The organism is Dactylosporangium sp. CA-092794 (assembly GCF_050948465.1).
In the GTDB taxonomy this organism is placed as follows: domain Bacteria; phylum Actinomycetota; class Actinomycetes; order Mycobacteriales; family Micromonosporaceae; genus Dactylosporangium.
In genome coordinates this window covers 12,182,298-12,207,278 of the sequence record NZ_CP192044.1, presented here as the reverse complement: position 1 = coordinate 12,207,278, position 24,981 = coordinate 12,182,298, and the positions used below count along the sequence as shown (strand labels likewise).

The following is a 24,981-nucleotide window of genomic DNA, read 5'->3' as shown; positions in this document are numbered from 1 at the left end:
CGCGGCCGTGGTGAATGCTCGGAGCGGGTGGCGGGAGCGGGTGGCGCGCGGTGGGAGGGTGCGTGGTCGGGGTGGTCGTCGGGTAGGACCTAAGCTGGTCCGAAAGCCTCGTGCTAGTACATCCGGATAACACCCCGACATTGGTGAGGAGCCTCCTGTGCGGCCCGGTGGACAGCCCAACCTGCAGCAGATGATGAAGCAGGCGCAGAAGATGCAGCAGCAGATGGTCGCCGCGCAGGCGGAGTTGGCCGAGGCCGAGCTCACCGGGACCGCCGGTGGGGGGCTGGTGACGGCGACCGTCAAGGGGACCGGCGAGATCGTGTCGGTCAAGATCGATCCCAAGGCGGTCGATCCGGACGACGTCGAGACGCTGGAGGACCTCGTTGTCGCCGCGCTGCACAACGCGGCGCAGGCGGCCCGCGACCTGACCGAGGAGAAGATGGGCCCGCTGACCGCCGGGCTCGGTGGCCTGGGCGGCGGGCTCGGGCTGCCCGGGTTCTAACGGGCGCCCGGCGTGTACGAGGGCGCCATCCAGGACCTGATCGACGAGCTCGGCCGGCTGCCGGGGGTCGGGCCGAAGAGCGCGCAGCGCATCGCGTTTCACGTGCTGTCGTCCGACCCCGCGGACGTCAAGCGGCTCGCGCAGGCGCTGCAGCGGGTGAAGGAGCTCGTGCGGTTCTGCACGCGCTGCTTCAACGTGGCCGAATCGGAGCTGTGCCGCATCTGCCGCGATCCGCGGCGCAGCGACGAGGTGTTCTGCGTGGTCGAGGAGCCCAAGGACGTCGTGGCGATCGAGCGGACCGGGGAGTTTCGCGGGCGGTACCACGTGCTCGGCGGCGCCATCAATCCGCTCGAAGGGATCGGGCCGGACAATCTGCGGATCCGCGAGCTGATGACCCGGCTGGCCGAAGGCACCTGCAAGGAGCTGATCCTGGCGACCGACCCCAACACCGAGGGCGAGGCGACCGCGACGTACCTCGCGCTGCTGGTCAAGCCCATGGGGCTCAACGTCACGCGGCTGGCCAGCGGACTCCCGGTGGGCGGCGACCTCGAATACGCCGACGAGATCACGCTGGGGCGGGCCTTCGAGGGGCGGCGGGCCGTTTAGCCTTCGGGGCGGTTGAGGATGCCGGCGACGGCGGCGTGGACGGCGGGCAGGTCCGAAGGGTCGTTGAGGTGGCCCTTGGCGCCGGTCACGGAGTACCACTCCTCGGCTTCTTTGTATTGGACCTTGACGACGAAGGACCCGTCGGGGCCGATCTCCGAGCGCAGCGTCAGCTCGCCGGTGATCACCCCGACCTCGTCGGTCATGACGCCGCCCGGCCCCGCCATGATGTCTGTGACGAGCGGGGCCGGAACGGCGGGAGTCTCGGTCATTCCGGCCCCTTCCACGTTATTTGCAGGTCGCGAGCATGTCGCTGAGTGCGGTCTTCTCGGCCTGCGTGATGGTCAGCTTGTAGTACGTCTTCACGGTGACCCAGTTCTGGGCGTACGTGCACCAGTAGGCGTGGTTCGGCGGCTTCCACGTCGACGGGTCCTGGTCGCCCTTTGCCCGGTTGGACTGAAGGCTAACCGCGAACAGTTGCGGCCGGGTCAGATCGTTCGCGAAACCCTTGCGCTGCTCGTCGGTCCACTTCGCCGCGCCCGAGCGCCAAGCCGCCGCGAGCGGGACCATGTGGTCGATGTCGAGGGCCTGCGGGTCGGTCAGCGTCTTGTCGTCGTATGGGCTGTACCAAGTGCCCGAGGTGATCTTGCAGTCGGTGGTGGCCTTGACGTTCTTGCCGTCGCGCTTGAGCACGACGTCGCGCGTGTCGCAGCCGTCGCCCTGGCCGATCCAGTGCGTGAACTTCTCGCGGCTGTAGCCGGACATCGAGCCGGCCGCGGCGACGGTCAGCGCGTCCACCGACGCGGTACCGCCGCCGCCACCACCGCCGCCGGCGTTCGTGCCCGACGTGGGCTCGGCCGCGCCGGGGGTGGAGGAGACGTCACAGCTGCCGGCGCCGGTGAGCACCGTGGCGATTGCGAGGGCGATGAGGACGGCTTTGCCGTTGAGGGAGGGGCGCACGTCAATACTGTGCGGCATCGGCGCACGTACGGCCCGGAGGACCCGCCCGTGTCGCTGGTCACGGGCGGGTCCGATGTCCGACTTTCTTGCTGGGTCAGCCGCGGTTGGCGGCGCTGAGCACGGCGCGCAGCGAGGCGGTGACGATGTTCGCGTCGACGCCGACGCCCCAGTAGGTGTGGCCGTCGACGGAGCACTCGACGTAGGCCGCGGCCTGCGCGCCCTCGCCCGAGGTCAGCGCGTGCTCGGCGTAGTCCAGCACCCGCACGTCGACGCCCACGTCGCCCAGGGCGTGGACGAAGGCGTCGATCGGGCCGTTGCCCGTGGCGGAGACGGTGCGCGCGACGCCGTCGGCGGTGATGTCGGCGGTGAGGGAGACCTTGTCGTCGGCCGTGGTGGCCTCGTAGTTGACCAGCGTGAACCGCTTGTCGCTGAAGTACTCCGAAGCGAAGAACTCCCACATCGCGGCCGGGCTGACCTCGCCGCCCTCGTCGTCGGTGTGGCGTTGCACCACGCCGGAGAAGTCGATCTGCAGGCGGCGGGGCAGGTCGAGGTGGTGCTCGGTCTTCATGATGTACGCCACGCCGCCCTTGCCGGACTGCGAGTTGACCCGGATGACCGCCTCGTAGGAGCGGCCCAGGTCCTTCGGGTCGACGGGCAGATACGGCACGCCCCAGGTGAACTGGTCGACCTCGACCCCGGCCGCCACCGCGTCGCGGTTCAGCGCCTCGAAGCCCTTCTTGATCGCGTCCTGGTGCGAGCCGGAGAAGGCGGTGTACACCAGATCGCCCGCATACGGGTGGCGCTCGTGGACGGGCAGCTGGTTGCAGTACTCGACGGTCCGCTTGATCTCGTCGATGTCGGAGAAGTCGATCTGCGGGTCGACGCCCTGCGAGAACAGGTTCAGCCCCAGGGTGACCAGGTCGACGTTGCCGGTGCGCTCGCCGTTGCCGAACAGGCAGCCCTCGACCCGGTCGGCGCCGGCCAGCATGCCCAGCTCGGCGGCGGCGACGGCGGTCCCGCGGTCGTTGTGCGGGTGCAGCGACAGCACGACCGACTCGCGCCGCGGCAGGTTGCGCGACATCCACTCGATGGAGTCGGCGTAGACGTTCGGGCTGGCCATCTCCACGGTCGCCGGCAGGTTGACGATCAGCGGCCGGTCCGGGGTCGGCTGCAGCACCTCGATGACCGCGCTGCATACCTCCAGCGCGTAGTCCAGCTCGGTGCCGGTGTAGGACTCGGGGGAGTACTCGTAGTAGATCTCGGTGTCGGGCGTGATCGCCTCGGCGTACTTCTGGCACAGCCGCGCGCCGCTCGTGGCGATGTCGGTGATCCCGGCCCGGTCCAGGCCGAACACCACGCGCCGCTGCAGGGTCGAGGTCGAGTTGTAGAAGTGCACGATCGCCCGGCGGGCGCCGACCAGCGACTGGAACGTGCGCTCGATCAGCACGTCGCGGCACTGGGTCAGCACCTGGATCGTGACGTCCTCGGGGATCAGGTCCTGCTCGATCAGCGTGCGCACGAAGTCGAAGTCGGTCTGCGAGGCGGCCGGGAAGCCGACCTCGATCTCCTTGTATCCCATGCGCACCAGCAGGTTGAACATCCGCCGCTTGCGCTCGACCGACATCGGGTCGATCAGGGCCTGGTTGCCGTCGCGCAGGTCGACGGCGCACCAGCGGGGCGCGACCTTGACCTCTTTGCCGGGCCATTGACGGTCGGTCAGCGGGATCGGGAACTGTTCAGAGAAGGGCCGGTAGCGGTGAATGGGCATCCGGCTGACGGTCTGGCGGGCGATATCGGACATGCTTCTGGGCTCCTGAGATCATCGCGGGGTCGCGGGAATAGGTCTGGGCTGAAGCAGACCGGCAGGAGCGCAGACGCGCGTCATCCCCGCGACGAGGTGCCGGTCTGACGGGCCCCGCCGCGGCGACGAAGAAGAAGCGTCTGCCACATGTCGGGCGTCACTCTACGCCTGTTGCGGCGGTACCGCGAACGACGGGCCCGGTCAGCGGGTGGGCGTCGGGGAGGCCGGCACCGACGGCGGGGCGGACGGCGGCGGGGGCGGCGGGGCCGACGTGCTCAGCGGCGTGCCGTCGACGACCGGCCCGGGCAGCGAGATCGTCGACTGCGCCGCGACGACCTCGCCGGTGAGCATGAGCTGCCCGAACGGCAGCTTGGCGGCGGTGAGGATGCCGCTGTCGTTGTAGCAGAACGTGCCCGGGTCCATCGGCGGCGCGATCGCGGTCACCCCGGGCTCCACCGCGAAGCACGGGGCGGAGGTGCCGGCCAGCGGGTCGGCCGGGGCGACCGACAGCGGCACCTGCCGGTCCAGCAGCACGTCGAGCCAGGTCACGAAGACGTACTGGATCCGCGGATCGATCGCGGCCGGCAGTCGCTTGCCGCCCCCGGCCACCCGGATGCAGCCGCCGGCCGGGTTGATCGGGCATTGGTACGTCCCTTCCGGCCGGCTCGCGATCGCCACGTCGGCGGTGCCACCGAGCGCGCCGCCCTGGATGTCGACCCGCCAGGTGCGGTCTGTGGCGATCGACACCACGATCGAGCGCGGGGCCTTGCCCGGGACGGTCAGCGTGTAGGCCGCCATGTAGCGGCGATCCTTCGCGACCGCGACCCGGGCGGCGAGCAGCGCCCGCGGGTCGGGCTGTGCCGGCGCCTCCGTCTCGGCGGGGGTGACCTGCGGATCCGTGGCCCCCGAGGAGCCGCACGCGGTCACCAGCAGGCCGGTGAGCACGGCCAATGCCGTGCCGGTGGTCACAGTGATCGCCCGATTCCCGCGCCGATGCTCCCGCACCCGCGTATTCTCGCCCCGCGGACCGGCCGGATCGTGGAACGCCACTCCCGAGCGGCTCCCCACCCCGGTACGCTCGGCTGCGTTGACCTCGCCCGAACGGGCGGTGAGCTGGAAACGAGCGGGAAGGAGCTCGACGGCGGTGGCGCTGATCGTGCAAAAGTATGGCGGGTCGTCAGTGGCCAACGCCGAGCGAATCAAGCGCGTCGCCGAGCGGATCGTCGACACCCGCAAGGCCGGCCACGAGGTCGTGGTCGTCGTCTCCGCGATGGGCGACACGACCGACGAGCTGCTCGACCTCGCCTCGCAGGTGAGCCCGGTGCCCGCCGGCCGCGAGCTGGACATGCTGCTGACCGCCGGCGAGCGCATCTCGATGGCCCTGCTGGCGATGGCGATCAACAACCTGGGCTACGAGGCCCGGTCCTACACGGGCAGCCAGGCCGGCGTGATCACCACCTCGACGCACGGCCGGGCCCGGATCATCGACGTGACCCCGGGCCGCCTGCGCAGCGCGCTCGACGAGGGCGCGATCGCGATCGTGGCCGGCTTCCAGGGCGTCTCCCAGGACACCAAGGACATCACCACGCTCGGCCGGGGCGGGTCGGACACCACCGCGGTCGCGCTGGCCGCGGCGCTGAGCGCCGACGTCTGCGAGATCTACACCGACGTCGACGGCATCTTCACCGCCGACCCGCGGGTGGCCAAGAACGCCCGCCACATCAAGCAGATCACCTACGAGGAGATGCTCGAGCTCGCCGCGTGCGGCGCGAAGGTGCTGCACCTGCGCAGCGTGGAGTACGCGCGCCGGTTCTCGCTGCCGATCCACGTCCGCTCCTCGTATTCAACCGCCAACGGCACCATGGTCACCGGATCGATGGAGGACCTTTCCGTGGAGCAAGCGCTCATCACCGGCGTCGCGCACGACCGCAATGAGGCGAAGATCACCATCGTCGGCGTGCCCGACCAGCCCGGTGTCGCCGCGCGCATCTTCCAGACGGTCGCCGCCGCGGAGACCAACATCGACATGATCGTGCAGAACGTGTCGACCGAGAGCACGGGCCGCACGGACATCTCCTTCACGCTGCCCAAGACCGACGGCGCGACCGCCAAGGCGGCCCTGGAGCGGATCAAGTCCTCGATCGACTTCAAGTCGATCCTGTTCGACGACCACATCGGCAAGGTCTCGCTCATCGGCGCCGGCATGCGCTCCAACCCGGGCGTCGCGGCCATGCTCTTCGCCGCGCTGGCCGAGGCCGGTGTCAACATCGAGATGATCTCGACCTCGGAGATCCGGGTCTCGGTCGTGTGCCGCGACACGGACCTCGACGTCGCCGTCCGGGCGATCCACGACGCCTTCGAGCTCGGCGGCGACGAGGAAGCCGTGGTCTACGCGGGGACCGGAAGGTAGGCCTCCCTCATGGGCGCTCTGCCGAGCCTCGCCGTCGTCGGCGCAACGGGGGCCGTCGGCTCCGTGATGTGCGAGCTGCTGTCGTCCCGCAAGAACGTGTGGGGCGAGATCCGGCTGGTCGCGTCCAAGCGCTCGGCGGGCCGCACCCTCGTCGTGCGCGGCGAGGAGCTCGTCGTGCACGAGCTCGCCCCCGAGGTCTTCGACGGCATCGACGTGGCCATGTTCGACGTGCCCGACGAGGTCTCGGCTGAGTGGGCACCGATCGCCGCCTCCCGCGGGACCATCGCCGTGGACAACTCCGGCGCCTTCCGCATGGACCCCGACGTGCCGCTCGTGGTGCCTGAGATCAACCCGGAGCAGGTGCGCAACCGCCCCAAGAACATCATCGCCAACGCCAACTGCACCACCCTGACGATGATCGTGGCCCTGGCGCCGCTGCACCGGGAGTACGGCCTGAAGGAGCTCGTCGTGGCCTCCTACCAGGCGGTCTCCGGCGCCGGCAAGGACGGCGTCGACACCCTGCTCGACCAGGTCACCCGCGTCGCCGGCGACCGCACCCTGGGCTCCCGCTCCGGCAACGTCCGCCAGGCCGTCGGCGACGACCTCGGCCCCTTCCCGGCCCCGCTCGCCCTCAACGTCGTGCCGTGGGCCGGCTCGCTGCGCGACGGCGGCTGGTCCTCGGAAGAGCTCAAGATCCGCAACGAGTCCCGCAAGATCCTCGGCCTGCCCGACCTCAAAGTCTCCACCACCTGCGTCCGCGTCCCGGTCGTAACCGGCCACTCGGTCGCCGTCCACGCCGTCTTCGGCTCGGAGGTCGACGCGGAAGGCGCCCGCGACGTGCTGCGCCACGCCCCGGGCGTGATCGTGGTCGACGACCCGGCCGCGGGCGAGTTCCCGATGCCGATCGACGCCGTCGGCACCGACCCGTCCTGGGTCGGCCGCATCCGCCGCTCGGTCGACGACCCCCGCGCCCTGGACCTCTTCGTGACCGGCGACAACCTGCGCAAGGGCGCCGCCCTCAACACGGCCCAGATCGCCGAACTGCTCTCCACCGAGCTGCGCCAGCACCTCTGACCCGGGGCAGCACCCCTGGCCCGGGGTGAGTCCCGATAAGTCGGGCGCTCCGCGCCACGACTTATCGGATTTTTCGCCCGACAGGGCATAAATCCGTTTACATCGCTTTTGTCGGTTCGGGCCGTTCTGCGGGTTTGTTCGCCTGGCGGCGAGGGCCTCGATGCGGGCGGGTGGAGCGAACGTTTGTTTCCGTGATCATGCGTGGTGTCGTGACCGCACCGCGGGTTCGCCATGATCGTGGAGACATTTGGTACACAGGTGTACATGTTCGCTCCGTGATCATGAAAAACCAGTGGTGTCGATGGCGGGTTCGGCATGATCGCGGAGACTTCCGGTCGCAGTGGCGAAACGCGGGGCGGGCGAACGCGGGTGGGCGAGCGCGGGGCGGGCGAGCGCGGGCGGGCGAGCGCGGGTGGGCGAGCGCGGGGCGGGCGAACGCGCGGCCGGTGACAACACGACCCACGTATCGGATTTTTCGCCTGACAGGGCATAAATCCGATATGCGAGATTCGGCGAGCCCGCTGGCTGTGCGTGCCATCGGAGCGCGGTCGGGCGGGGCCGTGCAATGGAGGGCATAAACGACGATCCGTCGGAATGGTCGCGGCTGGGGTGGTAAGACGACGAAGGGTGGGCGTGACCGGCGAGCGGGTTGCTTGTGAAGCTTGTCTCGATTGACAGCTACATGCAAGTGGTAGTTACTCTCAAAACATGTCTACTGTCACCTCCAGCCCGCGGCGGTGGTGGGCGCTGGTCGCGATCGTGCTCAGCGTGCTCACCGTCGGGTTCGACACCACGATCCTCAACGTCGCGTTGCCCACGCTGGCGGCCGACCTCAACGCCGGCAACGACGACCTGCAGTGGATCGTCAACGCGTATGTGCTGGTCTTCGCCGGTCTCCTGCTGCCCATGGGCGCGCTCGGCGACCGGTACGGCCGCAAGCGCCTGCTCATGGCCGGCCTCCTGCTGTTCGCCGGCGCCTCGCTGATCGCCGTGTTCGCCGGCGACGCCGGGCAGGTCATCGCCGCCCGCGCGCTCATGGGCGTCGGCGGCGCGATCCTCACGCCGCTCACCATGGCGGTGCTGCCCGTGATGTTCGAGCCGCACGAGCGCGGCAAGGCGATCTCCCTGGCCACGATGGGCATGGGCATCGGGCTGCCGCTCGGGCCGATCATCGGCGGGTACCTGCTGAAGCACTTCTGGTGGGGCTCGATCTTCGTGATCAACGTGCCGGTCGCGCTGGTCGCGCTCGTGGCCGTCGCGCTGCTCGTGCCCGAGTCCAGGTCCTCCGCGCCGAAGCGGGTCGACTTCATCGGCGCCGCACTGTCCACGCTGGGACTGGTGCTGCTGGTGTACGGCGTGATCGAGGCTCCGGCCCGCGGCTGGACGGACGCCCGGGTGCTCACCGGCCTGGCCGCCGGCGCGGTGCTACTCGCGATCTTCGCACTCGCCGAGCGGCGCGCCGCGGAGCCCATGATCGACCTGAAACTGTTCCGGAAACCGCGCTTTGCCTGGGGTACCGCCGCCGGAACCATGGGATCGTTCGCCCTCTTCGGGATGCTGTTCATCCTGCCGCAATACCTCCAGGCGGTCCGCGGCGACGACTCGCTCGGCGTCGGCCTGCGGCTGCTGCCGCTGATCGCCGGCCTGTTCGTCGGCGCCCCGCTGGGCGAGCGCGTCGCCCGCCTCACCGTCACCCGCGTCCCGATCGCGGCCGGCCTGCTGCTCGGCGCCGTCGGCATGGCGCTCGGCGCCCGCACCGACGTCGGCTCGGGCTACGGCTTCGTGGCCACCTGGCTGCTCATCGGCGGCGCCGGCATCGGCCTGGCGCTGACCCCGGCCATGGACGCGGTGCTCGGCGCCCTCCCGCGCGACGAGGCCGGCTCGGGCACCGCGATCACGATGACCCTCCGCCAGGTCGGCGGTGCCCTGGGCGTGGCGCTGCTGGGCAGCCTGACCTCGGCCATCTACCGCGACCGCCTCGGCACCGCCCCCGAGACCGCGAAACAGTCGATCTCCGCCGCCGTCGCCATCGCCACCCGCACCGGCGACCAGGCCCTGGCCCTGGCGGCCCGCTCCGCGTTCGTCGACGCCATGAGCGTGGTACTGCTCGTCTGCGCCGCGATCGCCGTCGTCGGCGCGGCCCTGGTGGCGCTGTTCCTGCCCGGTGCGCAACCGGCCAAGCGTGGGGAAGAATCGGTGGATGAGCTCGCCCGGGTTGCGTGAACGCAAGAAGCAGAAGACCCGCTGGGCGATCCAGGAGCACGCCTTGCGCCTGTTCGCCCAGCAGGGTTACGACGCGACCACCATCGAGCAGATCGCCGAGGCGGCCGAGGTCTCGCCGAGCACGTTCTTCCGCTACTTCAAGACCAAGGAAGACGTGGTCATCCAGGACCGCTACGACGAGGTCATGGCCGAGGAAATCCGCAATGCCCCGCCGGACCTGCCCCCACTCGAGGTCATCCGCGCCTCGATCAAGGCCACCTTCGGCACGATCGGCCCGAACGAACTCGAACAGACCCTGCAGCGCGCGAGGTTGCAGTTCGCGGTGCCCGCCTTGCGCATGCGAGCCCTGGACAACATGCAGGACTCGATCCGCTACCTGGCCGCCCCCCTTGCCGAACGTCTGGGTCGCCCGGCCGACGACTTCCGCTGCCAAGCCTTCGTCGGCGCCTGCGTAGGCGCCCTGATCAACGCCATCATGGCATGGGTCCAGCACGGCCAGAAGACAGACGACGTCAACGCCCTGATCGACGAGGCGTTGTCGGTAATCGCCGAGGGCCCCTAACCAACCGCACCCCGCGCTGGACCCGGCAGTGCACGGCCGCAGGGTCCCCCGGCGCCCCTCCCCCCGGCCCCCGGAGGGGCCAGCGAGATCAAGCCAACACGTCATCCGCATCAGTGATCGTGTAGGCGTAGCCCTGCTCCGCCAGGAACCGCTGCCGATGCGCCGCATACTCGGTGTCGATCGTGTCCCGGGCCACCACCGTGTAGAAGTGCGCCTGCCGCCCATCCGCCTTAGGCCGCAGCACCCGCCCCAGCCGCTGCGCCTCCTCCTGCCGCGACCCGAACGTGCCCGACACCTGAACGGCCACCGCCGCCTCGGGCAGGTCGATCGAGAAGTTGCCGACCTTGGAGATCACCAGCGTCTTGAGCTCGCCGCTGCGGAACGCGTCGAACAGCCGCTCCCGCTCCCGGTTGGTCGTCGATCCCTGGATGATCGGCGCATCGAGGAACTCGCCGAGCTGGTGCAGCTGGTCGATATACCCCCCGATGACCAGGATCTGGTCGTCCTTGTGCCGATCGATCAGCGCCCGGACGACGGGCAGCTTGGTGCGCGCCGTCGCCGCCACCCGGTAGCGCTCCTCCGGCTCCGCGACGGCATACGCCATCCGCTCGGCGTCGGTCAGCGTGACCCGGACCTCGACGCACTCGGCCGGCGCGATCCAGCCCTGCGCCTCGATGTCCTTCCACGGCGCGTCGTAGCGCTTGGGGCCGATGAGCGAGAACACGTCGCCCTCGCGGCCGTCCTCGCGCACGAGCGTGGCGGTCAGGCCCAGCCGGCGCCGCGCCTGCAGGTCGGCGGTGAACCGGAAGATCGGCGCGGGCAGCAGGTGGACCTCGTCGTAGATGACCAGGCCCCAGTCGCGGGCGCCGAACAGGTCGAGGTGCGCGAAGGTGCCGCCGCGGCGAGTGGTCAGCACCTGGTAGGTCGCGATGGTGACCGGCCGGATCTCCTTGCGCTCCCCGGAATACTCACCGATCTCCGCCTCGGTCAGGCTGGTGCGGGCCAGCAGCTCCCGCTTCCACTGCCGGCCGGCGACCGTGTTGGTCACCAGGATCAGGGTGGTCGCCTTCGCCTCGGCCATCGCGGCCGCGCCGACCAGCGTCTTGCCGGCGCCGCAGGGCAGCACGACCACGCCGGAGCCGCCGGCCCAGAAGGAGTCGACCGCCTCGCGCTGATAGGAGCGCAGGTGCCAGCTGTCCTCGGCCAGGCTGATCGGGTGCGCCTCGCCGTCGACGTAACCGGCGAGGTCCTCCGCGGGCCAGCCGAGCTTCAGCAGCGCCTGCTTGAGCCGGCCCCGCTCGGAGGAGTGCACGATGACGGTGTCGGCGTCGATCTGGGCGCCGAGCATCCCGGCGAGCTTCTTGCTCTTGGCGACCTCGATCAGCACCGCCCGGTCGGAGGCGTGCAGCACCAGGCCGTGGACCGGGTCGTTGAGCAGCTGCAGCCGCCCGTAGCGATCCATGGTCTCGGCGATGTCGACCAGCAGGGCGTGGGGCACCGGATAGCGGGAGAAGCGCAGCAGCGAGTCGACCACGCCCTCCGCGTCGTGGCCGGCGGCGCGCGCATTCCACAGCCCCAGTGGGGTCAGCCGGTAGGTGTGCACGTGCTCCGGCGAGCGCTCCAGCTCCGCGAACGGGGCGATCGCCATGCGGCACGCCTGGGCGTCGGGATGGTCGACCTCAAGCAGCAGGGTCTTGTCGGACTGGACGATCAATGGACCTTCAGGCACCGGACCAGTGTCGCACGAGGGTATGACAGTTCCCGGATAGTGGGAAGTATTCATACCTATGCAACGTGGGAGGGGGTCTGAGGCGTTTCAGTATCGACGGTCAGGCGGCCGTCGCCGCGGAGCCGGACGTGCGCGTTCGAGCCGTCAGCGGCCCGGCGGCGCGACAGCCGGCCGGGAGACGACGGCCGTTCAACTCGGGGGCGAGCGCGTCGTCCGATCCGGTTCCGGGTCGCATCGGGAATTTCACCTGAGTCGCGGTCCGGGGCCGGGCGCATACGATCGAGCCATGCGTCCGAGGGCGACCTTGCGCGAGGGCTTCTCCCCGCTGGCCAAGCTCGGCATCGCTACGGTCAGCGCCGCCGCCCTGGCCTGGTTCTTCATCTCGTGGCAGGTCCTACACAGCCCGCTCGCCGACGCGATCGGCGAGACCGCCGGCACGCTCGCGGTCGTGCTGCTGATCGTGTCCGTGATCGGCACGACGCGCGAGCACGAGTAGCGTCAGTCCTCACCCTCCGGCACCGCTCCGGTGATCCGGTGCAGCGCGAACGTGTGCAGCATCTCAGTGCGCTCGTCCTCGGCGCGCAGGTAGCCCGAGCCCATCGACACCGGCCGGACCAGCCGCGACGCGGTGGCGCCGTGCGCGTCGATGTACCCCACCCAGACCCGGGTCTTGTCCCGCAACGCCTGCTGCAGCACCTCGAGCGCCTCGGTGTGCGAGGCGCCGGCCGCCGCCCCGTTGGCCCGCACGGTCACCGGCGCGCGGCGGGCCACCCGGGCGGCCGTGTCGCCGCGGCGGATCTGCTCGATGATCCCGGCCAGGCGGGGCGGCGACAGCCGCGCGGCGGCGGCCGGGTCCTCCACCCCGCGGGACGCCCAGGTCGGCCGGGGCGCGCCCCGCCGCGCCTTCGGCCGGGTCAGCACCGCGGCGCCGGTCGCGTCCTCCTGCACCGGCGGATAGCCCGCCGCGCGCAGCGCCTCCAGCAGGCGGGCCGGGGTGTGGCGGCTGGCCAGCACGGTCGGCGCCAGGCGGCGCAGGGCCAGCGGCTGCAGCCGCCGGTCGGCGAGCACCTCGGCGATCACGGACTCGTCGTCGCTGCGCACATAGGAGTTGGCCGAGCCGATTCGCATCCCGCCGTGCCGGCGGGCGACGTCGTCGATGAGGTACGTCAGCGTCTGCGGCACCGGCGTGCGCGACCGCCGCGCCAGCAGGGCGTGCAGGTCGGCGGCGGAGTAGCCGGCGTCAAGGCTTCGCCGCACCGTATCCGCGGTGATCCGATAAACGCTGGCCGACTCCTGCAGGCCCAGCAGCTCCAGCTCCCCGGCGAGGGTGGGCTCCGGCGGGCCGGGCACGATCACGGACAGGTCGGCCTGCAGCAGCACGTGGTCGACCGGGCTGGGCAGCAGCGTGTCGAGCAGCGCCGCCGAGCCGGTCAGCGCATAACCCTCCGGGGCGGCGATGCCGAGCGGATCGTCCGGGTCGAGGCCGTCGGAGAGCAGCTCCGCGAGCAGCAGCCGGCCGTAGCTGGTCAGCCCGTCGAAGCCGGTCAGGCCCAGGAACGCGGCCTCGGCCAGGCTCGCCTCCACGCCCGCCGACACTCCCCGGGAGATGCGCCGCGGCCCGCGCCAGGCGAGCGTGTCGACGACGGCCGAGGGCGCCGCGGTCTGGCCCGGCGCGAGGTCGGCCAGCACCTGCAGGGCGGCGCGGCGCTGGGCCGGCGCGCCGGGCCGGGACAGCTCCGGCGCGAGCGCGTTGATCGGGCGGTCGCGGTCGTCGCGCTGCCCGACCAGGGCCGGCGCGCGGGTCATGGTGAGCCAGGCGACCGCCAGCCGGTGCCAGCGGGCCGCGATGCCGCCGGCGCGCCAGGCGTCATACGCCACCGTGGGCAGAAAGACGCTCTCGACCCGCTTGTTGTCGATGATCTCCTCGCCGATCAGCCCGGCCGCGGTGACCACCTCGGCCAGCAGGGCCGCCTGCTGCTCCTCCACGCCGACCGTCTTGGCGTAGCGGCGCAACTCGCGGATGCCGAGGCCGCCTGAGCGAAGTACCGATGGCGGATCCTGACCTATCGTCTCGACCAGCGCCTCGGCGTTGCGGACCAGCTCCAGGACCTGCCCCGCGCCCGCGCGGTCGAGCCGGGCGGGCTCGCGCTGCGGAGTCTCCATCGGTGGCGGGTCCGGGTGCAGCTGGCCCAGCGGCCCCGCGTCGCGGCGCAGCACGAGCGACACCTCGACCGGCAGCTCGACGGCGTCGCGCCCGACGGCGACCAGCAGATGGCGCTCGACCAGCCAGCGGATCGGCGAGTCGGACTCCGGCTGCAGGCTGGTTGCGGCGACCGTGCCGACGGGCGGGCCGGCGGCGAGCCGGTCGAGCACCGCGCGGGCGGCCGGCGGCGCGGCCAGCAGCGTGCGGCGCAGCCCGGCGGCGTCGGCGGCCAGCGCGCCCGCCATCGGGTCGAGCTCCTCGGCGGGGCGCCCGAGGCCGGCCGGATACGGCGAGCAGACCTCCTCGACCGCCCCCACGATCCGCAGCGCCTGGTCCGGCCCGAACACCACCGCATAGGAGCGCAGCAGGTCGACCGCGGCGCGCACCCGGGCCGCCTCCACCCCGGACTGCGCGGTCAGCGCCAGCACCGCCTCGATCGACGATGTGTGACCGACTCTCGTGTACCGCAACGCGTCGAGGATCTCCAGCGTGAACTGGTCGAGCGCGTCGAGGGCCCGGGCGACGGCGACCCGCGACTGCGCCCGGTGCGCGAGCGCCGAGAAGTCCGCCGGCGGCGGGATGACCAGGTCCGGGCGCATCCGGATGAGCGCCATCAGCTCCTCGTCGGGCAGGGCGCGCAGATGGTCGGCCAGCGAAGTCGTTGTCATCTCGCCTCATACGCTAACCGGCCCGTCTGACAAAAGAGGGCGGGCCCGTGGGCCCGCCCTCGATTGCTTACCGCGTGTTACTTCAGGCCGTTGCTCACCGCGCTGATGAGCTCGCCGCCGGTCGTGTCGCCGGAGAGCTCCCAGACGAACGCGCCGCCGAGGCCCTGCGTCTTGGCGTACGACATCTTGCCGCCGATCGTGGACGGCGTGTCGTAGCTCCACCAGTTGCTGCCGCAGCGGGCGTACGCCGTGCCGCCGACCGTGCTGGTAGCCGGGCAGGAGGTCTTGAGGACCTTGTAGTCCTCGATGCCGGCCTCGTAGGTGCCCGGCGCCGCGCCGGTCGCGGTGCCGCCCGGCGCGTCCTGCGTGACGCCGGTCCAGCCGCGGCCGTAGAAGCCGATGCCCAGCAGGATCTTGTTGGACGGGATGCCCTTGCCCTTGAGCTTCTGGATGGCCGCGTCGGCGCAGAAACCGGCCGTCGGGATGCCCGAGTAGCAGGTCAGCGGCGAGTGCGGGGCGGTCGGGCCCTGCGGGTTGAAGGCGCCGAAGTAGTCGTACGTCATCGGGTCGATCCAGTCGAGGTTCGGCACCGCACCCGCGTAGTCGGCGAGGTCGATCTTGCCGCCGTTGGAGCCGTCGGCCGTGATCGCCGCCGTCACCAGTGCGCTCGAGCCGAACTTGGCACGCAGCGCCGAGACGACGCTCTTGAACGCGTTCGGGCCGCTGCTGTCGCACTGCAGGCCACAGGCGTTCGGGTACTCCCAGTCGATGTCGATGCCGTCGAACACGCCCGCCCAGCGCGGGTCGTTGACCAGGTTGTAGCAGGAGTTCGCGAACGCGGCCGGGTTCTGCGCGGCCTGGGTGAAGCCGGCCGACCACGTCCAGCCGCCGAACGACCAGATGACCTTGAGGCCCGGGTGCATCGCCTTGAGCTTCTTCAGCTGGTTGAAATTGCCCCGCAGCGGCTGGTCCCAGGTGTCCGCGACGCCGTCGACCGCCTGGTCCGCGGTGTACGCCTTGTCGTAGTCCGCGTAGCTGTCACCGATCGAGCACTGGCCGTTCGAGGTGTTGCCGAACGCGTACAGGATGTGGGTCAGCTTCGCCGCCGAGCCGCTCGTCTCGATGTTCTTCACCTGGTAGTTGCGGCCGTAGACGCCCCACTCGGTGAAGTACGCGACGACCTTCTTGCTGCCCGAGGGCGGGTTCGAGGTCGGCGGGTTGGACGTGGGCGGGTTGGACGTCGGTGGCTTCGAGGTCGGCGGGTTCGACGTCGGGGGGTTGCTGGTCGGCGGCTTGGTGGTGGTCGGCGGCGCCGTGGTCGGCGTGCCGCCGCTGCAGCTCACGCCGTTGATCGTGCAGTTGGTCGGGGGCTTCGCGCCCGAGCCGTTCATGCCCCAGCTGAAGCTGGCGCCGGCGGCGAGCGTGGGGGCCCAGGACTTGTTCTTCGCGACGTAGTGCTGACCCGTGTGGGTCACGTCGGCGTCCCAGAAGGTCGTGATCTGGCCACCCGCGGGCAGGTCGAACTCGAGCGTCCAGCCGTTGACCGTGTTCGCGGTGCCGTTGGTGATCTTGTAGGTGGCGCCCCAGCCCGTACCCCAGTCCTGGTCGACCGTGAAGGTGGCGCTGAGACTGCCGGCGGCGCTGGCGGTGGTGGCGACGATAGGGACGACGGCCCCGGCCGCCGCCAGTGCGGCGGCGACGATGAGGCCGTTGCGGACGGATCGTTTCATCGCGTCTCCTGGATGTTCTCTTAGGAAACTTTCCTAAAAGTCTCCGTGACGGTAGTGGCCGACGTCTCACTACGTCAATAGGAGACGAGCCTGTTTCTCGATGGCATACCTACTGTGACCTGGGCATCCTTAAAGGTGTCTCAACAACCGGTTGTCATTGGCTTTGACCTTGACATGACACTTCTGGACACCCGGCAGGGAATCGCCGCGACGTGGCGGGCCCTCACCGTGCGCACCGGCGTGTATGTGGACGCCGATCTCGCGGTCAGCCGGCTGGGTCCGCCACTGCGCCAGGAGATGTCCGAATGGTTCCCGTCCGACCGGGTCGAGGAGGCGGTCGGCATCTATCGATCGCTCTATCCCGATTACGCCATTACGCCCTCGGTGACCCTGCCAGGAGCCAAAGAAGCCTTGGATTTTGTACGTCAGGTGCCGGCCCGGGCCGTCGTCATCACCTCGAAGTTAGGCCGTCTGGCCGAATTGCACCTAGCGCATTTGGGTATTTCGGTCGACAAGGTCTACGGCGACGTCTTCCACAGCGGGAAAGCCGAGATCCTGCGCGAGATCGGCGCCTCGCTGTACGTCGGCGACCACGTGGCCGACATGCAGGCCGGCGTCCTGGCCGGCGTTCCGGCGGTCGGAATCACCTCGGGCCCTTGCTCGGCCGAGGAACTGCGCACCGCGGGCGCGGCGGAGGTGTTTGCGGATCTGCGCCCGTTTCCGGCGTTTCTCCAACGCATGATCTCGGTTGGCCGGGCCGGAACGGATGACTAGCCTTGGTGTGCAATCCCGGGGCGCTTCCGCGCGCCTAGGGACGGGTCCGACACTGGGGAGCAGGGCAGCGTGCCGACGGGTCGAGTGAAGTGGTACGACCAGGAGAAGGGTTTCGGGTTCCTCACCAGCGACGACGGGGGAGACGTCTTCGTGCACAAGGCGGCTCTGCCGTCCGGCGTGGGTGAGCTGAAGACCGGTCAGCGGGTCGAGTTCGGAGTGGTCGAGAGCCGCAAGGGCAGCCAGGCTTTGCAGGTGAAGCTGCTCGACGCGCCGCCGTCGGTGACGGAGGCCCGGGCGGTGGCGAGCCGCCGGCCGCCGGAGGAACTGCACGGCCTGATCGAGGACATGATCAAGGTGCTGGAGGCGAAGATCCAGCCAGACCTGCAGCGCGGCCGCTTCCCGGACCGCAAGACCTCTCGCACGGTGGCCGAGGCCGTGCACCTGGTGGCACGCGAACTCGAGGTCTGACCCCTCGCTTGCCCGGGTGGGGCCCGCGCCGATCACGGACGGGCCCTGCTCCGCGCTGCCCGCATCCCGCCGTCGCGCGCGGCCCCGCCTCCTGGCTTCGGCCCGCGCCGGCGCGCTGCCCGCATCCCGCCGCCGTCGTTCCCGGTTCCGCCTCCTGGCTTCGGCCCGCGCCGGCGCGCCGCCCGCATCCCGGCTTCGGCCGCGTTGAGGGCGGCTCCCGGCCCGCGCCCGTGCCGTGTTTGGGGGCGGCGAGCGTGGCACGGACGGGCCCTACGCCGTGTGTTGCCCGGCCCCGGCTGTCGTGGGCGTGGCGCCGGGTTGAGCGGCCCTAGCCCAGGCTGGCCGTGATGCCCGCCCGGCGGCGTACCAGGTCGCGCCCCTCGGCCCTGCGCATGTCGCCACGTGGTGCCCGGCCTGCGCTGGGGGGGCGGGCGCGGCCGGCGATCACGTCCTGCCCGTCGGGTGCTGCGCGCCGCGGGGCACGGCGCAGCGACCGGAAGTCTCCGTGATCATGCGCACCGGGCAGCGACACCAACGGTTTTTCATGATCGTGGAGTGGTGATGTACCCCTGTGTACCGAAAGGTTCCGGGATCATGGCAAACCCGTGGTGTGGTCGTTGGGTTGCGCATGATCACGGAGACTTTCATCCGCCCCGGCCGCTCGGGTCGGCGGTTGCACCCAGCGGGTGCGACATCCGCACCGGTCCGCCGCGCCGCCTATGGGTCGGCGCCGATGACCGCTGGCGCTGGCCTGGCGCTGGCCTGGCCGTAACGGATAAGTCCAGACGCTCCGCGTCCGGACTTATCCGACATTTCACGATTTTAGATGCTTTGGCCCAGGGCTTAGGCGCGGACCAGCGGGGTCGTGGGCACGAGGCCCTCGGCGGCGGCCCGGTTGAGCAGCGCATCGACCGCCGCGTGCCCGTCGGGCCCGAGCGAGGCGGTGAACTCGTTGACGTACAACGCGATGTGCTGATCGACGACCGGCTGCTCCATCTCCTGGGCGTGATCGAGCACGAAGTCCCGGCTGGCCCGCGGGTTCTCCCACGCCAGCCGCACCGACTCCTTGATCCAGGCCGTGGCCTGCTCGGCATCCACCCGGTCCCGGTGCGCGATGATCGCGCCCAGCGGGATCGGCAGCCCGGTGTCGTTCTCCCACCACTCGCCCAGGTCGGCGAGCGCGTGCAGCCCGTAGCGCTGGAACGTGAACCGCGCCTCGTGGATCACCAGCCCCGCGTCGAACCGCCCGGCCGCCACCGCCGGCATGATCTCGGCGAACGGCACGATCTCGACGCTGGCCGGCGGGTCCCCGGCCGACCAGAGGCGCATCAGCAGGTACGCCGTGGTCCGGTCCCCCGGCACCGCCACGCTCCGCCCGCCCAGCGACGAGATACTTTGGTCCTTGACCAGCACGAGCGGCCCGCAACCGCGCCCGAGCGCCCCGCCGCACGGCAGCAACGTGTACTTGTCGAGCAACCACGGCAGCGCCGCGTAACTGACCTTGACGAGGTCGAATTCCCCGTTCAACGCCGCGGTGTTGGTGACGTCGACGTCGGCGAACGTCACATCAAACCCGGGCGCCCCGGCCACCAGCCCATGCGTGAGCGCGTGAAAGACGAACGTATCGTTCGGACACGGCGAGAAGGCGAGCGAAAGCGTCACAAACCCGAATCTAGCCCTCACCGCCGACCCCGCACCCGGAGTGCCGGAACCCATGCTGTGACCCTCACGACTCTCCCGCCCCACCCCCGAACAAACCTCTCCGTGATCATGCACGCGACCAGCCCACTACCGCCGTTTGCCACGATCTTGGATGCTTCTGGTACCCAGAACGACACATTCACTCCACGATCATGAAAAAGCGCGGCGCGCCTAGCGCATCGATCATGACCACGGAGACTTCGGTTCGCGCCGGGTAGCCCGCCCCCCGCAAGCGCCCGCCTAGCCGACGAAAAACCGCAGCCAGAGACACGCGACCACCGGGCCGCGCGCCCCCGCGCTACCGCCTTGCTCGAAAGGGCCGCAACCAGCTGCCGCCTGGCCGCACGGCCACGACTAACGCGGCGGAAGGCTGGCGGCGCGGGGGCTGAGCCGGGGGGCGGGGGCTGCATAGGTGTCAGTGGGTGGCTGGAGCAAGGTGTCCCAGTCCCCGGCTGGGCGCGCGATGCCCGCGCCGCGATCCGCCGCGTGCCCGTGCCCGCGCCTGTGCCCGCGTGTGGGCCCGTGCCCGCGCCCGCGCCCGCGCCCGTGCCCGTGCCTGTGCCCGTGCCTGTGCCCGCGCCTGTGCCTGTGCCCGTGCCCGCGCCTGTGCCCGCGTCCGTGCCAGGGCCTGGGCCTGGGCCTGCGCTCGCGACTGGGCCCGTGCCCGTGCCCCCGTCCGTGCCTGTGCTCGCGTCTGGGCCCGCACCCGTGTCTCGGTCCGCGCCCGTGTCTGGGCCCGCGATTTGTCCCGGCCCGAGCCCGAGCCCGAGCCCGGGCTCGCGTGCGTCGAACCCGACCCCGGGCCCGCAGGTCTGGTCCTGGCCGGACCCGCCCCGCCCGTGACCTCGCGGCGACTCGGCCCGCGCGGGCTGTGAGGGCGCGCAGAACGTGGCCGTCGAGGGCGGGTGCGGGCGGGACGGCGGCCGCGGTGGGCGGTGGGCGTTGGGCGGGGCGGCGTGGCGTGGGTCAGCGGCCGCCGAGGGTTGCGAAGGCCTCGCGGAGGGTTGTGAGGGCCTGGGGGATGCGCCAGGCGGCGCGGTCGCGCGGGCCGACGGCGTTGGAGATGGTGCGGATCTCGCCGAAGGCGGTGGCCGGCCACAGGCGGGCCGCGGTGGCGACGCCGAAGCCCTCCATCGCCTCGGCCACGGCGTCCGGGTGGCGCTTCTGGACCAGCTCTTTGGCGCGGGCGGTGCCGGTCACGGTCGAGGCCGTGAGGACCGGGCCGCCGACCGCCTCGGGCAGGGCTATGCGCAGAGTCCGCAGCAGGGCGGGATCGGCGTCGTGCCGGGCCGCGCCGAACCCCAGATCGTCGACGCTCTGGAAGCCCTCGGGGCCCTCGGCGCCGAGGTCGGCGGCGACCGACTCGGTGGCCACGACCAGCCCGCCGATCTCGACCCGGCCGGCGAAGCCGCCCGCGATCCCGGCGCTGATCACCACGTCGAACGGGGCACCCAGCTGGACGGCGGTGGTCAGGTGTTGCGCGGTGACGGCCCCGGCCGCCGCCGGGCCGACGCCGCACGCGGCGACGACGATCGGCGCGCCGGCCTCGAGGGCGTCGGGCGGCTGGTCGCCGAGGCCGAGCCCGGCCAGGACGGTGCTGCGCTCGGCCTCGACGGCGGTGATGATCAACGCCCGTCCGTAGCCCAGGAACGGTCTCACTTGTCGTCCTCCAGCCGCGCCGTCGGGTCGATCCCGGACGGCCGATACAACGTGTACCCAGGTGGGGCGAGCGGAGTCGTCCCGCCCTTCTCGACGTCGACCGCGGGCATCTGCTTGGTCGGGGCGGCGGGCGGCGGCGCCGGGCGCTCGTCGGACAGCCGTCTCGTGCGCCCCCAGCCGAACCGCTTGCGCGGCCCGTCGTCGGCCGGCTTGGCCGGTCGGGGCACGGTGGTCGCTTCGGCGGCGGGCATCCGCGCCGTCGGCTGCGCCTGCCCGCCGGTGCCCGTTGCGGCGCCGCGCGGCGGCGGGGCCGAGGGCGGGGGCGAGGCAGCGGGCGGCGGGGTTGCGGTGGACCCAGGCGCGGCCGGCGCGGCGGCGGGAGCGGCCGGCGCGGCGGCGGTCGCGTCGGGGTCGCCGGCATCGGGCGGCGCGCCGCGGAGCCGCTCCTTGCGCAGCGCCACCGCCGACCACAGCGCCCGGATCGCGCCGAGCGTCGCGAACCCGGCCACCACCAGCAGCCCCCACGCCCCGCCGAACGGGATGAGCCCGACCGCACCGCCGAACACCCAGGCGACCATGAGCAGCGTCTCGGAGTGCGCGAACGCGCTCGCCCGGACCTGCTCGTCGATGCGCTCCTGGATGGAGGCGTCGACCGCGAGCTTCGCCAGCCCGCTGGCGACGGCGGTGACGAGGCAGAGCAGCGCGACGGCGCCGAGCGAGTTGCGGTCGGCGGCGATGATCGCCACGAACGCGGTGAGCACGATGCCGATCGCCTGCAGCGTGACGGGCCGGTGGATGCGCAGCCGTGTGCCGATCGCCGTGGCCAGGAACGAGCCGACGCCCAGCGCGCCGACCCCGACGACGACCGCGGCCTGCTGGGACACCTGCCAGGCGGCGATCCGCACCGGCAGCGTGCCCTCCTTGATCGCGAACGCGAGGAACAGCGTGAGGAACCCGTAGAGCCAGCGCAGCGTCGCGCTGCCGATCAGCGCGGCGATGACCACTTTGCCGCTGAGCACCGCGGAACCGCGCCGGCCGAGCGGCTGCAGGAGGCGCGGCATCGTCTCCGGCGGGTCGGAGTCGGCCCGCGGCGGCAGCCGCAGCGCGGTGATCATGCCGTAGACGAACACGAGGATCGACAGCCGCAGCGGCCACTGCGCCCCGAAGTGCCCGGCCAGCAGGCCGAACGGCAGCGCGATGGCGCCCGCGAACGTGCCGAACACCGACGCCCGGGCCCCCGCCTCGGACAGCCCCAGGCCGGGCGGGAGCACGCGGGGCACGGCGGCGCTGCGGGCCACCCCATACGCCCGGGACAGCACCAGCATGCCGAAGGCCGCCGGATACAGCGCCCAGCCGCTCAGATGATCCGAGATCAGGAAGGCGAGGAAGCCGCGGCCCAGCATGGTGACCGCGAGCGCATAGCGCCGGCCATGCCGGAACCGGTCGAGGACCGGGCCGACCACCGGCGCCAGCAGCGCGAACGGCAGCATCGTCACGATCAGGTAGAGCGCCACCCGGCCCCGGGCCTCACCGGCCGGCACCGAAAAGAAGATCGTGCCGGCCAGGCCCAGCGCCACCAGCGTGTCGCCCGCGCAGGACGCCGCGTGCAGGTCGAGCAGGCGCAGCATGCCCGACTCGCCGCCCGCCCCGCGCTGGCGCACGCGCAGCAGGTTGCGCCCGAGGAACCGGCCCGCCCGGGTCGTCCCGACCGTGGCGACCCGTGCCGCGCGCACGGTGGTGACCACGGTCTGCGCCACTCCTCGAATCACGGACATGACACCATCCTGAACCATGGGTACGACAGTTTCGGGGGCGCGCCGGGGCCGCCGTGCTCCGTACGCGTGCCGATGAGGAAGAATAGGAGCGTGACTGCCTCGACTGCACCAGCGCGCGGAAGCGGCCGCGCCGCCAAGCCCGACCAGGTCCTCGCGGACGCCGTCGAGGTCGCGCTGCAGGGTCTCGACGTCGTCGACCCCGATCACATCGGCGAGCACCTCGGGGTGGTCGCCGAGGGTGAGAGACTCGTCACGCACTTCTTCGAGTGCGGCCTGCCGGGCTACCGCGGCTGGCGCTGGGCCGTCACCGTCACCCGCATCTCGCGCAGCAAGCAGGTCACGATCTGCGAGTCGACGCTGCTGCCCGGCCCCGACGCGCTGCGCGCGCCCGAGTGGGTGCCCTGGCAGGAGCGCCTCCAGCCCGGTGACCTGGGCGTCGGCGACCTGCTGCCGACCGCGCCCGACGATTCGCGCCTGGCGCCCGGCTACGTGCAGTCCGACGACCCCGCGGTCGAGGAGGTCAACTGGGAGCTCGGCCTGGGCCGCACCCGGGTGCTGTCCCGCGAGGGGCGCGAGGACGCCGCCCAGCGGTGGTATGACGGCGAGCGCGGCCCCAACGCCCCCATCTCGGTCGCCGCTCCCTCCGCCGCCCGCTGCGGCTCCTGCGGCTTCTACCTGCCGCTCGCCGGCTCGCTGCGGCAGGCCTTCGGCGTGTGCGGCAACGAGTATGCGCCGGACGACGCTCAGGTCGTCTCGGTCGACCACGGCTGCGGCGCGCACTCGGAGGTGCTTGTCGAGCAGGTCCAGGCCGTCGACGAGCTGCCGACGGTCTTCGACGACAGCGAGGTCGAGGCGGTCGCCGTCAGCCGCGCCAACGGCTCCGTCGACGGTGACGAGCCGGCCGAGCCGTATGGGCACGGCTGAGCCCGATTACCGGGAGCGACCGTCGCGTATACCGGGCGCGGTCGTTTGGCAGCGGGGCGTCCAGCGGGAGGGCGAAAGCCGTATCCTTCCCGATGGCTGCATGGACGTCATCCACCAGGACGGCGAGTTGTTCGTCGCCGGGCCGGATACGACCGCGCATCTGTCGTGGAGCCCTGCCGGCAGGCGCTACACGGCGATCAGGTTCGCCCCCGGCGCGGCGCCGGCCGTCCTCGGAGTGCCGGCCAGCGAGTTGCGGGATCAACGGGTACCACTGCGGGATCTTTGGCCTGTGCACCGGGTCCGGCGCCTGACCGAGGCGCTCGACAACGCGCCAGACCGGGCGGCCGTCCTGGAGTCGGCCCTGCTGGCGGTCGAGCACGACCCGGATCCGCTGGCCCCGCACGTCCTGTCCCGGCTGCGGGCCGGGCGCACGGTCGCGTCGATCGCCGCGGAGGTCGGCCTGAGCGAGCGCCAGCTGCACCGCCGCGGCCTGTCCCTATACGGCTATGGCCTCAAGACCCTGTCCCGCATCCTGCGCCTCACCGCCGCCCTCGACCTGGCCCGCGCCGGCACGCCCTTCGCCGCGGCCGCCGCCACCGCCGGTTACGCCGACCAGGCCCACCTGTCCCGCGAGGTCAAGGCGCTGGCCGGGGTGCCGATGGGGGTCCTGCTCAGACCGTGACTCACGGTTCGGCTGGCTCGGGCCGCGTCACTGGCAGACCGTTCCTCCCGCGAGACACCGGGCCGGGGCCTGCCTCAAGGGCGGCCCCGGCCCTGCCAGGTCCGCGGTGCCAAGAGCGATGCGGCGCCGCCTACGATAGGCCTGCGTAGAGGTCCACGCCGTTGCCGTCCGGGTCGTGCACGACCGCGTAGCGCATACCCCAGAACGCGTCCCACGGTGCCTTGTGGCCGTCGTACCCGGCCGCGACCAGCTCGGCGTACACCCGGTCCACCTCGCCCGGCGACGCGCACTCGAAGGCCAGGCCGGCGCGCGGGCTCCCGGCCGGCGACCGCCATTCGGGATCGAACGACCGGATCGTCTCGATCGTGTCCCAGACCAGCTTCAGGCCGCCGGGCAGGAGGTGCTCGACGTGCGGGCTCTTGTCCTCGGACTCGGATACGTCCAGCCCGAGCCGGCGGTAGAAGGCCAGCGAGCGCGCCATGTCCGCGACGACCAGGCCGAATACGCTGAGTCGAAGTCCCATGCGCCCGACG

General features: G+C 71.6%; 22 protein-coding genes. 11 read left to right on the top strand and 11 right to left on the bottom strand.

Going from position 1 to position 24,981, the window contains the following annotated elements; translation table 11 throughout:
- Positions 1-181: 181 nt before the first annotated feature.
- Together ACQPXD_RS52965 and recR are read left to right on the top strand one after the other, a co-directional pair.
- On the top strand, positions 182-502 hold the full coding sequence (locus ACQPXD_RS52965) for a YbaB/EbfC family nucleoid-associated protein (protein ID WP_432844290.1): 321 nt from the start codon (positions 182-184) through the stop codon (positions 500-502).
- Between the two features lie 12 nt (positions 503-514).
- Positions 515-1,108 carry a recombination mediator RecR gene (recR, locus tag ACQPXD_RS52960; protein ID WP_432832274.1) on the top strand — a complete coding sequence of 198 codons (594 nt, stop codon included), beginning with the start codon at positions 515-517 and terminating at the stop codon, positions 1,106-1,108.
- On the opposite strand, the gene ACQPXD_RS52955 is transcribed toward recR, so the two are convergent.
- From ACQPXD_RS52955 to ACQPXD_RS52940, 4 genes are all read right to left on the bottom strand, one after another.
- On the bottom strand, positions 1,105-1,377 hold the full coding sequence (locus ACQPXD_RS52955) for a hypothetical protein (RefSeq protein WP_432832272.1): 273 nt from the start codon (positions 1,375-1,377) through the stop codon (positions 1,105-1,107). The two genes, recR and ACQPXD_RS52955, sit on opposite strands and share 4 nt — an antisense overlap.
- A 16-nt stretch (positions 1,378-1,393) precedes the next feature.
- Positions 1,394-2,083, bottom strand: coding sequence for an HNH endonuclease family protein (locus ACQPXD_RS52950; RefSeq protein WP_432832270.1), 690 nt, complete (start codon positions 2,081-2,083; stop codon positions 1,394-1,396).
- 76 nt (positions 2,084-2,159) lie between these two features.
- Positions 2,160-3,866: a 2-isopropylmalate synthase gene (gene leuA, locus ACQPXD_RS52945; RefSeq protein ID WP_432832268.1), complete on the bottom strand. Its 1,707-nt coding sequence runs from the start codon at positions 3,864-3,866 to the stop codon at positions 2,160-2,162.
- Positions 3,867-4,067: 201 nt separating this feature from the next.
- Positions 4,068-4,835 (bottom strand): hypothetical protein, encoded by a 768-nt coding sequence (locus ACQPXD_RS52940; RefSeq protein ID WP_432832266.1) that lies wholly within the window; start codon positions 4,833-4,835, stop codon positions 4,068-4,070.
- 175 nt (positions 4,836-5,010) lie between these two features.
- Here ACQPXD_RS52940 and ACQPXD_RS52935 point away from each other — a divergent pair, with 175 nt between their 5' ends.
- The 4 genes from ACQPXD_RS52935 (at position 5,011) to ACQPXD_RS52920 (ending at position 10,135) form a co-directional block, all read left to right on the top strand.
- A complete protein-coding gene (locus tag ACQPXD_RS52935) occupies positions 5,011-6,276 on the top strand; it encodes an aspartate kinase (protein WP_432832264.1) in 1,266 nt (421 codons plus the stop codon).
- Between the two features lie 9 nt (positions 6,277-6,285).
- On the top strand, positions 6,286-7,350 hold the full coding sequence (locus ACQPXD_RS52930; RefSeq protein WP_432832262.1) for an aspartate-semialdehyde dehydrogenase: 1,065 nt from the start codon (positions 6,286-6,288) through the stop codon (positions 7,348-7,350).
- A 708-nt stretch (positions 7,351-8,058) separates the two neighbouring features.
- A complete protein-coding gene (locus ACQPXD_RS52925) occupies positions 8,059-9,573 on the top strand; it encodes an MFS transporter (protein ID WP_432832260.1) in 1,515 nt (504 codons plus the stop codon).
- Entirely contained in the window at positions 9,551-10,135 is a 585-nt protein-coding gene (locus ACQPXD_RS52920; RefSeq protein ID WP_432832258.1) for a TetR family transcriptional regulator, read from the top strand. Before ACQPXD_RS52925 ends, ACQPXD_RS52920 begins: the two co-directional genes overlap by 23 nt.
- Before the next feature lie 88 nt (positions 10,136-10,223).
- Here the strand turns inward: ACQPXD_RS52920 and ACQPXD_RS52915 are convergent, their stop codons facing one another.
- Entirely contained in the window at positions 10,224-11,864 is a 1,641-nt protein-coding gene (locus ACQPXD_RS52915; RefSeq protein ID WP_432832256.1) for a DNA repair helicase XPB, read from the bottom strand.
- Positions 11,865-12,150: 286 nt separating this feature from the next.
- Between ACQPXD_RS52915 and ACQPXD_RS52910 the strand changes: the two genes are divergently transcribed.
- A complete protein-coding gene (locus ACQPXD_RS52910; RefSeq protein ID WP_432832254.1) occupies positions 12,151-12,360 on the top strand; it encodes a hypothetical protein in 210 nt (69 codons plus the stop codon).
- A 2-nt stretch (positions 12,361-12,362) separates the two neighbouring features.
- Here ACQPXD_RS52910 and ACQPXD_RS52905 read toward each other — a convergent pair whose 3' ends face one another.
- Entirely contained in the window at positions 12,363-14,735 is a 2,373-nt protein-coding gene (locus ACQPXD_RS52905; protein ID WP_432832252.1) for a helicase-associated domain-containing protein, read from the bottom strand.
- A gap of 77 nt (positions 14,736-14,812) precedes the next feature.
- Positions 14,813-16,465: a glycosyl hydrolase family 18 protein gene (locus ACQPXD_RS52900; protein WP_432832250.1), complete on the bottom strand. Its 1,653-nt coding sequence runs from the start codon at positions 16,463-16,465 to the stop codon at positions 14,813-14,815.
- 174 nt (positions 16,466-16,639) lie between these two features.
- On the opposite strand from ACQPXD_RS52900, the gene ACQPXD_RS52895 reads away from it, so the two are divergent.
- Both ACQPXD_RS52895 and ACQPXD_RS52890 read left to right on the top strand, forming a co-directional pair.
- A complete protein-coding gene (locus ACQPXD_RS52895) occupies positions 16,640-17,239 on the top strand; it encodes an HAD family hydrolase (protein ID WP_432844288.1) in 600 nt (199 codons plus the stop codon).
- A gap of 69 nt (positions 17,240-17,308) precedes the next feature.
- A complete protein-coding gene (locus ACQPXD_RS52890; RefSeq protein WP_432832248.1) occupies positions 17,309-17,707 on the top strand; it encodes a cold-shock protein in 399 nt (132 codons plus the stop codon).
- An 843-nt stretch (positions 17,708-18,550) separates the two neighbouring features.
- Here ACQPXD_RS52890 and ACQPXD_RS52885 read toward each other — a convergent pair.
- The 3 genes from ACQPXD_RS52885 to ACQPXD_RS52875 form a co-directional block, all read right to left on the bottom strand.
- A complete protein-coding gene (locus ACQPXD_RS52885) occupies positions 18,551-19,423 on the bottom strand; it encodes a 1,4-dihydroxy-6-naphthoate synthase (RefSeq protein ID WP_432832246.1) in 873 nt (290 codons plus the stop codon).
- 951 nt (positions 19,424-20,374) lie between these two features.
- A complete protein-coding gene (locus ACQPXD_RS52880; protein ID WP_432832244.1) occupies positions 20,375-21,067 on the bottom strand; it encodes a futalosine hydrolase in 693 nt (230 codons plus the stop codon).
- The gene (locus tag ACQPXD_RS52875; protein WP_432832242.1) at positions 21,064-22,842 is read right to left on the bottom strand and encodes an MFS transporter; all 1,779 of its coding nucleotides are present in this window, start codon (positions 22,840-22,842) and stop codon (positions 21,064-21,066) included. The genes ACQPXD_RS52880 and ACQPXD_RS52875 overlap by 4 nt, the downstream gene beginning before the upstream one ends.
- A gap of 72 nt (positions 22,843-22,914) precedes the next feature.
- Between ACQPXD_RS52875 and ACQPXD_RS52870 the strand changes: the two genes are divergently transcribed.
- Together ACQPXD_RS52870 and ACQPXD_RS52865 are read left to right on the top strand one after the other, a co-directional pair.
- Positions 22,915-23,766 carry a DUF3027 domain-containing protein gene (locus tag ACQPXD_RS52870; protein ID WP_432832240.1) on the top strand — a complete coding sequence of 284 codons (852 nt, stop codon included), beginning with the start codon at positions 22,915-22,917 and terminating at the stop codon, positions 23,764-23,766.
- Positions 23,753-24,448, top strand: a complete 696-nt coding sequence (locus ACQPXD_RS52865) for a DUF6597 domain-containing transcriptional factor (protein WP_432832238.1) — start codon at positions 23,753-23,755, stop codon at positions 24,446-24,448. Before ACQPXD_RS52870 ends, ACQPXD_RS52865 begins: the two co-directional genes overlap by 14 nt.
- Before the next feature lie 130 nt (positions 24,449-24,578).
- Here the strand turns inward: ACQPXD_RS52865 and ACQPXD_RS52860 are convergent, their stop codons facing one another.
- Complete coding sequence (locus tag ACQPXD_RS52860) at positions 24,579-24,971, bottom strand: VOC family protein (protein WP_432832236.1); 393 nt, start codon at positions 24,969-24,971, stop codon at positions 24,579-24,581.
- Positions 24,972-24,981: the final 10 nt, after the last annotated feature.

Coding starts and splice junctions, on each gene's coding strand:
- ACQPXD_RS52860 (WP_432832236.1), bottom strand. CDS start 24,971: ATGGGACTTCGACTCAGCGTATTCGGCCTGGTCGTCGCGGACATGGCG.
- ACQPXD_RS52905 (WP_432832252.1), bottom strand. CDS start 14,735: ATGACAACGACTTCGCTGGCCGACCATCTGCGCGCCCTGCCCGACGAG.
- ACQPXD_RS52900 (WP_432832250.1), bottom strand. CDS start 16,465: ATGAAACGATCCGTCCGCAACGGCCTCATCGTCGCCGCCGCACTGGCG.
- ACQPXD_RS52925 (WP_432832260.1), top strand. CDS start 8,059: ATGTCTACTGTCACCTCCAGCCCGCGGCGGTGGTGGGCGCTGGTCGCG.
- leuA (WP_432832268.1), bottom strand. CDS start 3,866: ATGTCCGATATCGCCCGCCAGACCGTCAGCCGGATGCCCATTCACCGC.
- ACQPXD_RS52875 (WP_432832242.1), bottom strand. CDS start 22,842: ATGTCCGTGATTCGAGGAGTGGCGCAGACCGTGGTCACCACCGTGCGC.
- ACQPXD_RS52870 (WP_432832240.1), top strand. CDS start 22,915: ATGAGGAAGAATAGGAGCGTGACTGCCTCGACTGCACCAGCGCGCGGA.
- ACQPXD_RS52885 (WP_432832246.1), bottom strand. CDS start 19,423: ATGGGTTCCGGCACTCCGGGTGCGGGGTCGGCGGTGAGGGCTAGATTC.
- ACQPXD_RS52955 (WP_432832272.1), bottom strand. CDS start 1,377: ATGACCGAGACTCCCGCCGTTCCGGCCCCGCTCGTCACAGACATCATG.
- ACQPXD_RS52920 (WP_432832258.1), top strand. CDS start 9,551: ATGAGCTCGCCCGGGTTGCGTGAACGCAAGAAGCAGAAGACCCGCTGG.
- ACQPXD_RS52930 (WP_432832262.1), top strand. CDS start 6,286: ATGGGCGCTCTGCCGAGCCTCGCCGTCGTCGGCGCAACGGGGGCCGTC.
- ACQPXD_RS52910 (WP_432832254.1), top strand. CDS start 12,151: ATGCGTCCGAGGGCGACCTTGCGCGAGGGCTTCTCCCCGCTGGCCAAG.
- ACQPXD_RS52865 (WP_432832238.1), top strand. CDS start 23,753: ATGGGCACGGCTGAGCCCGATTACCGGGAGCGACCGTCGCGTATACCG.
- ACQPXD_RS52950 (WP_432832270.1), bottom strand. CDS start 2,083: ATGCCGCACAGTATTGACGTGCGCCCCTCCCTCAACGGCAAAGCCGTC.
- ACQPXD_RS52895 (WP_432844288.1), top strand. CDS start 16,640: ATGACACTTCTGGACACCCGGCAGGGAATCGCCGCGACGTGGCGGGCC.